At 69.8% G+C, this 13,960-nt stretch carries 11 protein-coding genes; 3 read left to right on the top strand and 8 right to left on the bottom strand.

From position 1 onward, the window contains the following. Positions 1 to 149: 149 nt before the first annotated feature. Positions 150 to 920: an SAM-dependent methyltransferase gene (locus ABEA10_RS22665; protein ID WP_345466970.1), complete on the top strand. Its 771-nt coding sequence runs from the start codon at positions 150 to 152 to the stop codon at positions 918 to 920. 48 nt (positions 921 to 968) lie between these two features. Here the strand turns inward: ABEA10_RS22665 and ABEA10_RS22660 are convergent, their stop codons facing one another. Then, complete coding sequence (locus tag ABEA10_RS22660; protein ID WP_345466968.1) at positions 969 to 2,909, bottom strand: Xaa-Pro dipeptidyl-peptidase; 1,941 nt, start codon at positions 2,907 to 2,909, stop codon at positions 969 to 971. 928 nt (positions 2,910 to 3,837) lie between these two features. On the opposite strand from ABEA10_RS22660, the gene ABEA10_RS22655 reads away from it, so the two are divergent. Beyond that, positions 3,838 to 5,082, top strand: coding sequence for a phenylacetate--CoA ligase family protein (locus tag ABEA10_RS22655; RefSeq protein ID WP_345466967.1), 1,245 nt, complete (start codon positions 3,838 to 3,840; stop codon positions 5,080 to 5,082). An 8-nt stretch (positions 5,083 to 5,090) separates the two neighbouring features. Next, positions 5,091 to 6,134 carry a hypothetical protein gene (locus ABEA10_RS22650; protein WP_345466966.1) on the top strand — a complete coding sequence of 348 codons (1,044 nt, stop codon included), beginning with the start codon at positions 5,091 to 5,093 and terminating at the stop codon, positions 6,132 to 6,134. A gap of 10 nt (positions 6,135 to 6,144) precedes the next feature. Here the strand turns inward: ABEA10_RS22650 and glgB are convergent, their stop codons facing one another. The 7 genes from glgB to ABEA10_RS22615 form a co-directional block, all read right to left on the bottom strand. Next, positions 6,145 to 8,346 carry a 1,4-alpha-glucan branching protein GlgB gene (gene glgB, locus ABEA10_RS22645; protein WP_345466964.1) on the bottom strand — a complete coding sequence of 734 codons (2,202 nt, stop codon included), beginning with the start codon at positions 8,344 to 8,346 and terminating at the stop codon, positions 6,145 to 6,147. Positions 8,347 to 8,520: 174 nt separating this feature from the next. Further along, a complete protein-coding gene (locus tag ABEA10_RS22640; protein ID WP_345466962.1) occupies positions 8,521 to 10,047 on the bottom strand; it encodes a polyamine aminopropyltransferase in 1,527 nt (508 codons plus the stop codon). Between the two features lie 113 nt (positions 10,048 to 10,160). Continuing rightward, complete coding sequence (locus ABEA10_RS22635) at positions 10,161 to 10,586, bottom strand: DUF350 domain-containing protein (RefSeq protein ID WP_345466960.1); 426 nt, start codon at positions 10,584 to 10,586, stop codon at positions 10,161 to 10,163. Positions 10,587 to 10,596: 10 nt separating this feature from the next. Further along, positions 10,597 to 11,031 (bottom strand): DUF4247 domain-containing protein, encoded by a 435-nt coding sequence (locus ABEA10_RS22630; RefSeq protein WP_345466958.1) that lies wholly within the window; start codon positions 11,029 to 11,031, stop codon positions 10,597 to 10,599. Positions 11,032 to 11,045: 14 nt separating this feature from the next. Then, positions 11,046 to 11,561 carry a DUF2617 family protein gene (locus tag ABEA10_RS22625; protein WP_345466956.1) on the bottom strand — a complete coding sequence of 172 codons (516 nt, stop codon included), beginning with the start codon at positions 11,559 to 11,561 and terminating at the stop codon, positions 11,046 to 11,048. Beyond that, positions 11,562 to 12,179 (bottom strand): DUF4178 domain-containing protein, encoded by a 618-nt coding sequence (locus ABEA10_RS22620; RefSeq protein ID WP_345466953.1) that lies wholly within the window; start codon positions 12,177 to 12,179, stop codon positions 11,562 to 11,564. A gap of 360 nt (positions 12,180 to 12,539) precedes the next feature. Continuing rightward, positions 12,540 to 13,925: a maltokinase N-terminal cap-like domain-containing protein gene (locus ABEA10_RS22615; protein WP_345466951.1), complete on the bottom strand. Its 1,386-nt coding sequence runs from the start codon at positions 13,923 to 13,925 to the stop codon at positions 12,540 to 12,542. Between the last annotated feature and the right edge of the window lie 35 nt (positions 13,926 to 13,960).

The raw sequence follows: 13,960 nt of genomic DNA, 5'->3' as shown, positions 1-13,960 counted from the left end.
ACGCGGGGCCGGCGACCATGCCACCATCGGAACTCGAGGTCATCCGGGTCGGATGACGGCCGACCGGAGATCGGGGACGGTCACCCGGCGGTAGCGGTCGTCCAGGGCCTGAAGCTCCGGCAAGATTAGTCGGCGTGGCAGACTTTGACGTGAGTAAGCCGAGTACCGCCCGGGTCTACGACTACTGGCTCAAGGGCAAAGACAATTTCGCGGCCGACCGGGAGGTCGGGGATCGGCTGATGAAGATCGCCCCGGAGCTGCCGGTCATGGTCCGGGAGAACAAGGAATTACTTACCAGGGCCGTCGACTGGTCGGCGAGACAAGGAATCCGCCAGTTCATCGATCTCGGGTGCGGTCTGCCGACCAAGCCGAGCACGCATCAGACCGCGCGACTGGTCGCGCCGGAGGCCATGACCGCTTATGTCGACAACGACCCGGTCGTGATCAGCCATCTGGCCGTGCTGCGGGCCAAAGACCCGATGGTCACCGTGATCGACAACGACGTGGACGACTCGGGGACCGTTCTCGCCGCGGCGGGCGAGCGCATTGACCTGTCCCGGCCCGCCTGCCTTCTGCTGGGTGCCCTGGTGCACTTCTACCGGCCCGACGCGGCGCGTGATCTCATCGCCAAGTACGTGCCGGCGCTCGCCCCGGGAAGTCATGTCGTGCTGACCGCGGGCTACATGCCGCCCGGACCGGATGCGGAGCGGTTCGTGACGGTCTACAGCGCGGGCCCGCGCCCGTTGTACGTCCACTCGGCGGAGGATCTCCTCTCGTTCCTCGACGGCCTGGAGGTGCTGCCTCCCGGCGTCGCCGACGCACGGGTATGGCGCCCGGGCCGTACCGCGGTACCTGCCCCTGAGCGGCGCGCCATCTGGATGAACGGTGTGATGGCCCAGGTTCCCGCGCGGAACGACTGATCGCAACGGGCCCGGGACCTGTGTCCCGGGCCCGTTGTCGTCAGGCGGTCAGTGGAAGAAGCGAGGCTGGCGGGGGAGGACCACGTGCGTCGGGCCGCGCCAGGCCTGTTCCGTCGAGAACGTCCGGTCCTTCGACGGTGTGCCGGCGCTCACCACGACCGGCAGGCTGACCCGGCTGCCGCCCAGGTCCACCTTCACCGTCGCGCCCGTGGCCTGCTCGTCGTACTGCACGTCGCCGTCGACGCCGAACAGGATCAGCGCCAGCCGGTGGCCCGCCTTGAACCGGTAGTCCTGCGGCAGGGTCTGCCAGTGCACCGAGTACGTCCTACCCGGCGTCAGCGGCGACGTCCTGCTCAGCGACGTGCGGTTCTGGGCGTCCAGGAAGCCGCGCGTCACCACGTTGACGTCCGAGGTCACCGTGTCGGTCACCACCTGCCGGTAGCAGGCGTCGTCCGTCGCGGTGCTCTCGCCGTGGCAGTCCTCCGTCGTCAGGGTCTTCACGCCCGAGCCCGCGCCGAGGTAGTTCACTCGCGTGTCGGTGCCGTAGTCGACCAGCAGCGCGCCCAGGTCCGTCGCGGGACGGTCGGTCGTGAACTTCAGCGACACCGTCGGCGTGCCCGACAGCCGTACGTCCTGCTTGAGCGGGGCCGTGGTGTACGCCAGCCGGTACGGCTGCGCCGTCGTCGGATCGCTCACCAGGGAGCCCTCGTCCTCCTTGGTGTCGGTGAACGTCGCGCTGCCCGAGGCGGCGGACAGACCCAGCGTGCCGTCGGCCTGGGGACGCAGGGACAGGCTCCGTGCGTCCGGCGCCGGCCAGTCGGACTCGGTCGCCCACCGGTCCGGGCCGACCTCGATGTCGGCGCGCGGCTGCTTCATCACGCCGTTGTGCACGTGCCAGAGCCAGTAGTCGAACCACTGGTGCAGGGTGTCCACCCACGCGTCGCGGCGGAAGTCGAACGGGTCCACGTGCCCGTACTGCGACAGCCACACCTTGCGCGGCACGCCCCGCGCCGCGAGGCCGGCCCACCACGTGGAGAACTGGCTCGGCTTGACGTTCAGGTCGTTCGTGCCGTGGACGGCGAACACGCTCGCGTGCACCCGGCTCACGTCCGGCACGGGCGCGGACCGGTAGTCGCGGGAGCTCCAGAACGCGTTGTAGTTCCCGGTCGCGTCGTCCTGGCCGGTCGCCATGGCCTGGTTGACGGCGGCGCACTTGGCCGGCGGGTCGGTGTCGACCGTGTCGGCCAGGCCGTCCTCCTCACCCGTCCACCACAGCGTGCCGTTCATCCGGCTGTAGTCGTACCAGGAGCTGATCGCCGAGATCGGCACGATCGTGTCCAGGCCCTCCACGCCGGTCGCCGCCACGCCGTTGGCGAGCGTGCCGTCGTAGGACTTGCCGATCATCCCCGTACGGCCGTTGGTCCAGGTCGCCTTGACCTTCTTGCCCTGAGCGTCGTACGCGGTCGCGCGGCCGTTCAGCCAGTCGATGACCGCCTTGCCGCCGAGGACGTCGGACAGGCCGCCGGAGGTGGGGCAGCCGTCGGACTTCGTCGTGCCGTCCATGTCGACGTCGAGCACCGCGTAGCCGCGCGGTACGAAGTAGTTGTCGTAGAAGAGCGGGAACTTCACCGGGTTGCCGGCCGCGTCGTAGGTCTTGCGCTCGCCCTCGTTCCCGCGGCCGAGGTTGTCGTAGTACGGGCTCTCATCCATGATCACCGGCACCTTGAAGTCCGGCCCGCTCTGCTTCGGGCGGATGATGTCCACCCGGATGAGGTCCTTCTTGCCGTCGTGGTCGGCGTCGACCGACGACTCGACGTTGACGTACTCCCGTATGGCGTCCTGGTAGGAGAAGACCGGCTGGGTCACTCCGCCGGACACCTTGATCGATGGTCTGCCGGCCGCGTGGGCCGCCGGTGCCCCCGTGGCCGTGAGTGCGGCCACGATGGCGATCGCGGAGCCGAGGATGCCCCGCCGCGATGAGATCGGCACGCGATACCTCCTGTGGTGTGCGCGCATATCCTTCGCGCGGCAGGGTGCCGGTACAAGATCTCTAGCCACATCTGGCCCTGACCATCGGGTCCGGCCTGGCCGGTAGTGGCCGAAGTCGTACGTCCGGTCCGCGCGCCGGCCGAGGAGGCAGGCGCCAGGCGGCGCGGGTCATCCCGGGGCCCTGCCTCGGAGCGCCGGCGTCCGCGGCCTGAACGCGTGTGCGGCGGCGCCGCGGAGCACGCCCCCCGAAGCGGGATGACCCCTGTCAGATCAGGCGCCCTGCGTACGGGGTGATTTCCGCGGCGATCGCATTCGGTGTTGTCAGGAGAATCGACCGGGCATGAAAAAGCCTGAAACCGCATCATCGGCAAGTCCCGAACAAAGATGGGGTCATACATTGCCGGGAACGAGCCCGAGATCCGGTGTCCCAATTGAGTGGCATTTTCATCACGTACGGTGACCGTGGCGTCGCGATCGTCGGCCGGATTCTTCGTATTGGGACCACTTGACTTGCCTTGAGGGGTCGGTATATCTCTCGAATATCGTCGTCTAAACGCGCCTCAATGAGAGGAGGTGGGCAATGGCCAAGGCTATTTTCCACTACGCGCGGCACGCGGTCGTCGCGCTCAGCGGCGCCATGTTCGCGCACCAGATGTGATCATTTCCCCTTGACGCTCGGGTCGGGCGTTCCCGCTCGACCCGGGCACCCTTTCACTCACTGGATGAGGGTGGCGCATTGCTGGGAGCGGCATTCAGCCAGCTTAGGTATGGCTACTCGATCCTGCGCGGAACACACCTTTCCCCGCAGGATCTCGAACGAATCTGCGACGAAATGCTCGCCACGATTCGTGAGTACGGGGATATGGATGCCGATGGTCAACAGGTTCTCGGGGGGCAAAGACACACGCCACCCGATGTTCAGGAGACGATGACGAATCGTGCGCTGCGAGTCACGGCACGGGCCGCCGCGACCGACACCGCCTATTACGGTGAACTTTTCTCCCGCGCCGGCCTGGACCCCGGCGACCTCACGGTGGAAAGCCTGAAACGCCTCCCGGTCACCACGAAGCCGACTCTCCGGGGGAGGCTGGGGGCGTTCGTGTCGAGCAAGGCGCACCCGGCCCTCCTGGCGACCACCACGGGGACGACGGGGATGCCGACCTCGGTGTGGTTCTCCCACCGCGAACTGCGGATCTTCTCGGCCCTGAGCACGATCGCGGCGGTCACGACACTCGGGCTGCGCGGCAGGCATGTTCTGGCCTACGCCGGATGCTCACGGGCCACCCTCGCGCTCACCATCAGCAAGGAGTCGGTCACCCGGTCGGGGGCGTCGTTCGTGCAGCTGGGGATGATCGACCCGGACATCTGCCTGGAGCGTCTGGCGGCTCCGCTCGGCCTGCGCGGCAAGCGTCCCCAGATCAGCCATGTCACGGCGCCGACGTCGTATCTCGCCGCCCTCGTCCACGCGGCCGAGACCAACGGCTGGCAAGGCGGCGACTTCGGCCTTGAGCACATCGAGGTCGCCGGGGAGATCCTGACGGACGCGCTCAAGGCACGGGCCCGGGCCACGCTCGGCGCGGAGGTCACCGACGGGTACCTCGGCACGGAGACGGCGCCGGCGGGCGCCGCCTACTGCGAGGAGGGGCACCTGCACTTCGGGCGGGAGTTCGCTCATTTCGAGGTGGTCGATCCGTTCACCTTCGCGGAGACCGCGTCGGGGGAGATCGGCATGCTGGTGGCCACGCCCTATGTGCCCTACCGCGACTGCACCATTCTCCTGCGCTACGCGACCGGAGATCTCGTCCGCAGGCTTGGGCCGGCCCTTTCCTGTGCGCAGGGCCACCTCCCGGCGACGTCCCCGATACTCGGCCGGTTCTCCGGACCGCTCAGCCTGAGAGTCCATTCCCGGCAGGTGCTGGAACTCCTCGAGTCCGAACCCGACGTGCCGCTCCCGGCGAGATACAGCGTCACCGGCGACGCCGACCGTGCGGTCCTGCACGTACTCGTGAAGAAGGACACCGCGTTGACCCTTTCGCGACTTGAGGAGAGAGCTCAGAAGCTGGGCCTTCCCGTGTCGCGAATACGCCTCTACGGCGACCGCGATGACATGCCCCCTACGGTTCCCGTCCGCGCTGATCTTCGCGAAGAGACTTTCGAGATGAAGGGGTGCTGAGCCGAGAGATGTCGAGCGAGTCGGCGTACTTGTTCTCCTACGTGCTGCTGGGCTGTGAGTCCCTGCTGGTCGCGATCGCCCTCGTGTATCACGCGAAAGTGCGCATGCCGCGCCCGGCGATCGGGGTGTACAACCGGGCAGACATCCTGATCATGTCGCTCTTGGTGGTCGTCATGCCGGTCATCTACGTCGCCATTTCGGGGGCGATCGTCTCGGCGTTCTTCTGCCTGATCTGTTATGCGGCGCTCCAGGTCACGATCGCGCCCCTGGCTCGTGGAAGAGCGAGCTGGCTGATCGCGGCGGGCCTTTGCGCCGCGGATCTGGTCGCCACCGAGTGGGGAGGTCCTCACCAGGCTTTGCTCGTCAACGATGTCGTCATCGGGATCGCGGTCGTCGGCGCCGCCAACCTGTGGGTCCAGTCCGGCATGCGCTCCGCGCACATAGCGTGGTTCGCCGGCTTCCTGGCCGTCTACGATTTCGTCGCCACCTCCGTGACGTCCTCGACCGACGACTTCATCGCGCGCGTGAGCGGCATTCCGTTCTCACCGGAGTGGGTCTTCACCCTCGGCCCGAACCCGGTCGCGATCGGACTGGGCGATCTGCTGCTGCTCTCCGTCTTTCCCCTGGCCGCCCACCGATCGTTCGGCGCGGTCGCCGGGATCGTCGCCATGGCGATCGGTACGGCCGTGGTGGCCGCGGACACGGTCGCCTACCACTATGGCGTTCTGCACGGTGCCGCGCCCGTTCTCACCGTGCTCGGCCCGCTGGTCGTCGTCCAGCATCACCTCTGGCGCCGCGCGCGCGGCAGGGAGCGTACGACCGGAGAATGGCGCCGGAACGCGGTACCGGTCGCGGCCGGCGCCGTGCTCGCGGACCACGACATCCGGAGCACGGATGCCGTCCCTCTTCCGGACGGCCCCACCGGGTTCTGGGTCGCCATCGACGGGACACGGGTCGTCGGGGTGGCACCGACACCGGGGGCGGCCCGGCGCAAGGCCCGGGAGAACGGCTGCACGGCCGTTCCCCAGGTCCGGGAGATCACAGCGACGTGAGCCCGCGTGGTCACTCGGGGGCGAGCCAGAGCGCACCGAGCGGGGGCACGCGCAGCAGCGCGGACGCGGGCTGGCCGTGGCACGGCTCCGCGCCGGCCTCCACCGCGCCCAGGTTGCCGACGCCGCTGCCGCCGTACTCGAACGCGTCCGTGTTCACCACCTCGCGCCAGCGGCCCGTACGCGGCAGGCCCAGGCGGTAGTCCTCGTGCGGGATGCCGGCGAAGTTGACCACGCAGGCCAGCGGCGTGCCGTCCGGAGCGAACCGCAGGAACGAGATCACGTTGCCGGCGACGTCGTCCGCGTCGATCCAGCTGAAGCCCTCCGGCCGGGTGTCCTGGGTCCACAGCGCCTCCGACGAGCCGTAGGCGCGGTTGAGGTCGCGGACCAGCCGTCGCAGACCCGCGTGGAAGTTGTCCTCCGCCTTGTCGAGCAGCCACCAGTCGAGCGGCCGCGACTCGGCCCACTCGGCGCCCTGGCCGAACTCCTGTCCCATGAACAGCAGCTGTTTGCCCGGGTGCGCCCACATGTACCCCAGCAGGGAGCGCAGCCCGGCGAACCGCTGCCACTCGTCGCCCGGCATCTTGCCCAGCAGCGAGCCCTTGCCGTGCACGACCTCGTCGTGGGACAGCGGCAGCACGTAGTTCTCCGAGTAGGCGTACACCATCGAGAAGGTGATCTCGTGGTGGTGGTAACCGCGGAAGATCGGCTCGTGCTTGAGGTAGCCGAGCGTGTCGTGCATCCAGCCCATGTTCCACTTGAGGCCGAACCCCAGCCCGCCCAGATGGGTCGGCCGGGTCACCCCGGGCCACGCGGTGGACTCCTCGGCGATCGTCATGATGCCGGGGGAGCGCTTGTAGCAGGTGGCGTTCATCTCCTTGAGGAAGTCGATCGCCTCCAGGTTCTCGCGCCCGCCGTAGATGTTCGGCGTCCACTCGCCCTCGCCGCGCGAGTAGTCCAGGTAGATCATCGAGGCGACGGCGTCCACCCGCAGGCCGTCGACGTGGAACTCCTCCAGCCAGTAGCAGGCGTTCGCGACGAGGAAGTTGCGCACCTCCGAGCGGCCGAAGTCGAAGACGAACGTGCCCCAGTCCTTCTGCTCGCCCCGGCGCGGGTCGCCGTGCTCGTACAGCGGCGTGCCGTCGAACCGTGCGAGTGCCCACTCGTCCTTGGGGAAGTGGCCCGGCACCCAGTCGACGATCACACCGATGCCGGCCTGGTGCAGCCGGTCCACCAGGTGGCGGAACTCGTCCGGGTCGCCGAACCGGGCGGTCGGCGCGTAGTAGGAGGTCACCTGGTAGCCCCACGAGCCGCCGAACGGGTGCTCGGAGACCGGCAGGAACTCCACGTGCGTGAAGCCCATGTCGGCGACGTAGTCGACCAACTCGGTGGCGAGCTCCCGGTAGCCCAGCTCCGACCGCCACGAGCCGAGGTGCACCTCGTACACGCTCATCGGCGAGCGCAGCGGGTCGTAGGACTTGCGCCGCGTCATCCACTCGTCGTCCTCCCACGTGTAGCGGGAGGTGAAGACCTTCGAGGCGGTGGCGGGCGGCCGCTCGGCGTACCGCGCCATCGGGTCGGCCTTGCGCCGCCACATATGGTCGGCGCCGAGGATCTCGAACTTGTAGTTCGTGCCGTCGCCGACGCCGGGTACGAACAGCTCCCACACCCCGGAGGCGCCGAGCGAGCGCATCGGGTGCGCGCGGCCGTCCCAGTGGTTGAAGTCGCCGATCACCCGGACGCCGCGGGCGTTCGGCGCCCACACCGCGAACGACGTGCCCTCGACCGGCCCGAACACCGACCGGTACGTGCGGGTGTGCGCGCCGAGGGCCTTCCACAGCTCCTCGTGCCGGCCCTCGCCGATCAGGTGCAGGTCCAGCTCGCCGAGCGTCGGCGCGTGCCGGTACGGATCATCCTGGACGATCTCGGGCCCGTCGCCGTACGCGACCGCGAGGCGGTAGTCGGGCACCGCCATCGGCTCGTCGCCGGACAGCGGACTGCCGGGCGCCAGGGTGGTGGCGAAGACGCCCTCGTGGACGTGGCGCATCGGGCGGCGCTCGCCGTCGGGGAGGACGACCTCGACCCTGCTCGCCAGCGGCCGTAGCGCACGGATCGTCACGCCGTCGTGTCCCGGGTGCGCGCCCAGGATCCCGTGGGGGTCGTGATGGTCCCCGCCGATCAGCCGGTCGATCTCGTCGTGGGTGACCCGCGCCATGACGCTCCTCGAACTGTCGCTGCCAACTCGTACCTTCACCCTGCCCGATGAGGGGAGCGTAATCCTCTTCGATCACGAGATCCGTGCCGCCACGGCCGGGCGGCACCTGGGCCTGCCGCCGCCCGCGCGGACAGGTCGATCACGTGATCTCCCCGCGAAGCGCCTGCTTCGCCATCAGGAGTCCTTCCACTCCTCGCTCTCGTACTGGACGAGGCGGGGGTGCACGAGTGTGTTGACCTGCACGTCGCGGGACCGGCGGTCCTTGGGGAAGACGGACGCGGCCTGCAGCACGGACGCGTCCAGGAACCGCAGCGGCGGAACGTCCGGCGGCAGTGCCAGCGCGGGCGGCTTCGTGGTGGGCGCGGCGAGGACGAACCCCCAGTCGCCGAAGCTCGGCACGTCCACGTGGTAGGGGGTGGTCGTGAGGCCCGCGGCGGCGATGGACTTCTCGATGCTGTAGAACGACTTTGGCGCGAAGTAGGGCGAGCCGGACTGGACGACCATCCGGCCGCCGGGTGCGAGGACCCGTTTCACCAAGCCGTAGAACTCGACCGAGTACAGCTTCGCGGTGGGGACGTCGTCCGGGTCCGGCATGTCCACGATGACCGCGTCGAACCGCCGACTCTGGCCGCGCAGCCAGGTGAACGCGTCCGCCCTGACCGCGGTGGCGCGTGGGTCCTCGAACGAGCGGTGGTTGAGCGACACCAGTGGCTGGTAGGTGCGGGCGAGACGCAGCATCTCCGGGTCGAGCTCGATCAGGGTCGCGCTGCGGACGTCCGGGTAGCGCAGCACCTCGCGCAGCGCCAGGCCGTCGCCGCCACCGAGGATCAGCACGTTCCGGTGCGGGCCGGACATCAGCGGGTGGACGAGCGACTCGTGGTACCGGTACTCGTCCGCCGAGGAGAACTGAAGGTCCCCGTTCAGGTACAGGCGCAGGTCCGTGGAGCCCGCGAGCGTGATCTTCTTGGTGATCACGATCTCCTGGTACGGGGTGTCCTTCGCCAGCACGATCGGGTCCTGGAACAGTGCCTGCCGCGCGGTCACCTCGATCCGGTCGGCGAGCGCGTAGGTCGTCCCGAGGACGGCCAGGACCGCCACCATGCCGATCCCCAGCGCGACCCGGGCGACACGGCTGAGCTGCCGCCGGAACAGCCACAGCACGACCGCGACCCCGGCGACCGCGTTCACCACGCCGACCAGCAGCGCGCCCTTGATGTGTCCGAACGTCGGCAGCAGGAGGAACGGGAACGCGAGCCCGCCGACGAGTGCCCCCACGTAGTCGGCGGCGAACAGGTCGGCGACGGCGCTGCCCGCGTCCTGCTTGCGGATCTTCTGGAGCAGCGTCATCAGCAGTGGGATCTCCGCGCCGATCAGCGCGCCGACCGCGGACGCCACCGCCACGAGCGCCGGGACGTACAGGTCCAGCCAGGAGAACGCGGCGTACAGCGCGAGCACCGACAGGCCGCCGACCAGCGCGAGCACGCCTTCGACCAGCGCGAACGCGGCCGCCGCGTGCCGCTGCAGCGGTTTGGCCAGCAGCGACCCGACGCCCATCGCGAAGACCATGACCGACAGCACGATCGACGCCTGCGTGACGGAGTCGCCCACCAGGTAGCTGCCGAGCGCCACCAGCGCCAGCTCGTACACCAGCCCGCACGCCGCGCAGGCGAAGACCGCGGCCAGCACGAGCGCCCGCGCCACCCGGGCCGGGGCCCCCAGTTTCCCGGCCGGCGGCGCGTCCGGCGCGTCGGGGACGGCAGGGTCCGCCTCCGGCGCGGACGGCGGCGGGGCGGACCGGCCGAGGTCGCGGGCGGTCAGGAGACCGCCCCGGACACGATCGCGGCGACGGCGATGTCAGTGGCGGCGACCACCCAGCCCGCCGGATGGATGGCGGCGCCGTTCACCAGCGTCGCGCCGAGCTTGCCGGGCGTGATCAGGGCGAGGAAGTAGAACGCCACGACCATCAGCACGATGCCGATCCCGCCGTAGACCGCGGTGTCGACCAATCCCTGGCTCAGGTCGTTGTCGCTGGTGACGATCGCGGTGGTGACGATCGCGCCGATGCCGAGCAGCTTGACGCCGAGGAGCAGCGCGGCGCCCTTGTTGGCCTCGGTCCAGATCTGGCGGCTGAGCCGGCCGGGCGTCGTCACCTCCACCACCAGGTAGCCGAGCGCCATCAGCACGATCCCGACCGCGCCGTAGGCGAAGGTCGCGCCGATGTCGTGGAGGGTGTCGTTCATCGGTTGCTCCTTACTTGCCCGACCCTGGACCGCCACCGCGGAAGGATGGGATGCCGTGGCTGTTCCAGCCGTTGCTGCCCGGGGCACTCCAGCGTCTGCCGACGTGGGAGTAGTACCGGTTGTAGCCGCCGGACGGCTTGTCGACGGTGATCCTGCTGCCCGGCCCGTACGGCGTCACGCCGACGACGAGCTTCGGGTAGCGCAGGAAGACGCCGCCCTGCGAGCCGAGCGTCGCCAGGTCGTCGACCTGGTCGATCGCCTTGAACTTGCGGTTGATCGCCGCCGCCACGGCCTGCGGTGGCAGGGACGCCTGGTAGGTGTTCGTCCCGACCCGGTGGTACTTCTTCGCGATCCATGACGACGGCGAGGGGCCGCAGCCGGTGAGGGTCACGGCCAGCAGCGCGGCGGCGAGCACGCCGACCACGGCCCGGTGCGTCCTGTTCATGCCCCGGGTCCTGTTCATGCAGGTCTCACCAGCCGGCTCCGCGTCATCACGATCTCCCGGGTCTGGGGATAGGCGTGCCAGGTCCGCCAGCCGATCCCGGACTGCTGTGCGGTGGCATGCGCCGCCGCCTCGAGGGCGATGGCGGTGACGGCGTGCGGGGAGCCGGGGAACGCGCCGGTCAGCGCGTCGCCGCGGTCCGCGAGCTGCGCGCACACCGTCTCGACGGCTCGTCCGAACGCCGCCTCGTCGTCGTGCGCGGCGGTCTCCGCGGTGAACGCGTACGTCCAGCCGGGCAGGGCGGTGGCCGCGCTGCCGGGCAGCGGCGATGCGGCGCCCGGCAGGCACGCGACCGTCTCGCTGAGCGGCCCGGCCAGCACCTGGTGGGACGCGCCGAGCAGCCGGAGTTCGACGGTCACCCCGGCGCGCTCGACCGGCAGGACGGCGAGCGCGTCCAGCGGCGGCAGGCCGAGCGCGAACGAGAGACCGTCGGCGCGCGCGTCCTGGTAGGGGGTGTCGAGGACGGCCAGCATTCAGGCGCCGCTCGGGTAGATCGTCATCGTGCCGGCGGGGACCCGCTCGCCGAGCCCGGCCTCCCACTGGCCGCCGCCGTACTGCTCGAACGACAGGTAACGCCCGCCCGGGCCCTCGTAGTCGACGTACTCGACGCGGCCCTGGGCCCCGACGCCGGTCGTCCCCTCACTGGTGTAGCCCGCGGTGCCGTGCTCGTCGCGGCGGTACTCCACGCCGTCGACGGTGACCGTCTTCGCGCCCGGGCGCAGGTCGCCGATCTCGTATTCGGTCCAGAAGACGACCTCGAGGTCGGGGTCCTCTTCGACCGACAGCCACACCTTCTGCCCCTCGATCGTGTCGGCGTCCAGGAGATGCTCGCTCCAGGTGAAGCCGCCCTCGCGCAGCCGCAGCGAGCCCCGCACGAAGTAGCGCGTGCCAAGGTACTCGACCAGGTCGCCCGCCTTGAGCGTGCGAGGGTCGCCGGCGACGCTGTCCTCGGCGGCGAACGGGTCGCGGGGCGCCGCGGGCGCGGGCGGCGGCGCCGGGCGCCGCCGGGTGAGCACCACGATGAGCAGGATCGCGAGCGCCACGACGAGGACGATCAGTGCCAGCACGAGCACCAACACGATCCCACTCACCGACATACCTCCATCGATTCGCCTATGTCCGGAAGGGCGGAAGATGGCGGATCATACCGACTGTGGCCACTTACGCCCATGCCGCGATCAGACGCTAAGAGGAAACATCCGGTTCCATGCGGAAAATCTTGCTCCGTGGTGGCGGTTCCGGATTTTCGGCGTACGCGGAATCTGGGACGGACACCGTCGGCTGACGGCACAGAGCCTCTGGGCCGTGCCCGCGCGCCTCTCGCCGCGACCGGAACCCCGGTTGCCGGAGAGGCGCACCTGCGGTCACCGGGCCGACGACGGCATCGACGCAGGGGCGTGTGGTGTCGCGTCGGCCGCGGGGCTTTCGGTGAGGCCCCCGATGGACACGCGTCAGCGGGTGGGCGAACCCGGGGCGGGTGAGGCGCTCAGCGCGGCGATGGAGCCGAGCGGGATGTGCAGCCATGACGGCCGGTTCCGCGCCTCGTACATGACCTCGTAGACGGCCTTGTCGAACTCGAAGGCGCGGATGATCTCCTCGTGCGCCGCCGGATCGACGCCGCCCGCCTCGGCGTAGCCGCGGCAGAACGCCGTGCGGTTGCGCTCGGCCCACTCGTGCGCGCGGTCCTCCAGCCGTTCGGGGTTGCCCGAGACCGCCTTGCCGTTCACCAGCAGGTGCCGGGCCGCGTAGTCATAGGAGCGGAGCATGCCCGCGACGTCGCGCAGCGGGTGCGCCGGCCGCCGGCGCTCCTCCAGCGGCTTGGCCGGCTCGCCCTCGAAGTCGAGCAGCATCCAGCCCGTCTCGGTCCGCATGACCTGGCCGAGGTGGAAGTCGCCGTGGACACGCTGGACCATCAGGGGTTCGTCGATCTTGGCGAAGGCGTCGAAGGCCTCGCTGAGCCCGCCGGCGTACGCGACGAGCTGGGGAACGGTGGCGCAGGCCTCGCTCAGCCGGGTGTGCATCTGCCGGGCCAGCTCCCGTACGTCACGGGCGGACATCACGCCGGTGCCGAACGCCGTCGCCAGGTCGCGATGGACCTCGGCCGTGGCGGCGCCCAGGCGTTCGGACTCGGCCGCGAAGTCACCGCCGACCTCGTCGGCATGCAGGTCGGCCTCGGCGTACAGGTCGCGCACGCTCGTGCCGGCGAGCTGCCAGCCGTCGGTGCCGGTCCGCAGGAACTCCGACAGCATCGCGAGCGTGGAGACGGTGCCGTCCAGCTCGCAGGAGATCCATCCGTGCAGCGCGGGCACGTGCTTGCTGCCCGCGCCCATGAGGCCGCGGCTGAGTTCGAGGTCGGGGTTGATGCCGGGGGTCAGCCGCCGGAACAGCTTGCAGATGTAGACGTCGCCGTAGATGAGCGAGGTGTTGCTCTGCTCGGCGGGGCTGGCGAGGCTGTCGAGGTCGGTCTCCAGGCCGGAGATCGACCGGAAGGCCAGCGGCCCCACGTCGGCGCAGTCGGCCATCTTCTCCAGCAGCACGCGGGTCAGGTCGGGGTCGTGTACGGCGTCGTAGACGTGCACGCCGTCGACGCGCCCGATCTCGGCGTACTCCAGCCGGCCGGGCAGCTCACGGCGGAGGCCGACCGGTACCTGGTAACGGTCGACCTGCTCACCCTGGCGTACGGCGATCACTACGTGGCGTAGCGACGGATCGCCGGAGACCAGCTCCGTTTCGGTCACGACCGAGACGTCGTCGATCCCTCGGTCCTTGCCCGCGAACCACCGCTGGCGCGGGAGCCAGTCCGCGATCAGATCGTCGAGTCGTTCGGTCAGCCGCACTGGCTACGTCACCTCGCCTGTTCCTCCTGCCCGGC

The sequence above is a fragment of the Actinoallomurus oryzae genome (genome assembly GCF_039541955.1).
GTDB lineage: Bacteria > Actinomycetota > Actinomycetes > Streptosporangiales > Streptosporangiaceae > Actinoallomurus > Actinoallomurus oryzae.
The sequence above is the reverse complement of the archived record's forward strand: the minus strand, read 5'-3'. Positions and strand labels throughout refer to the sequence as shown.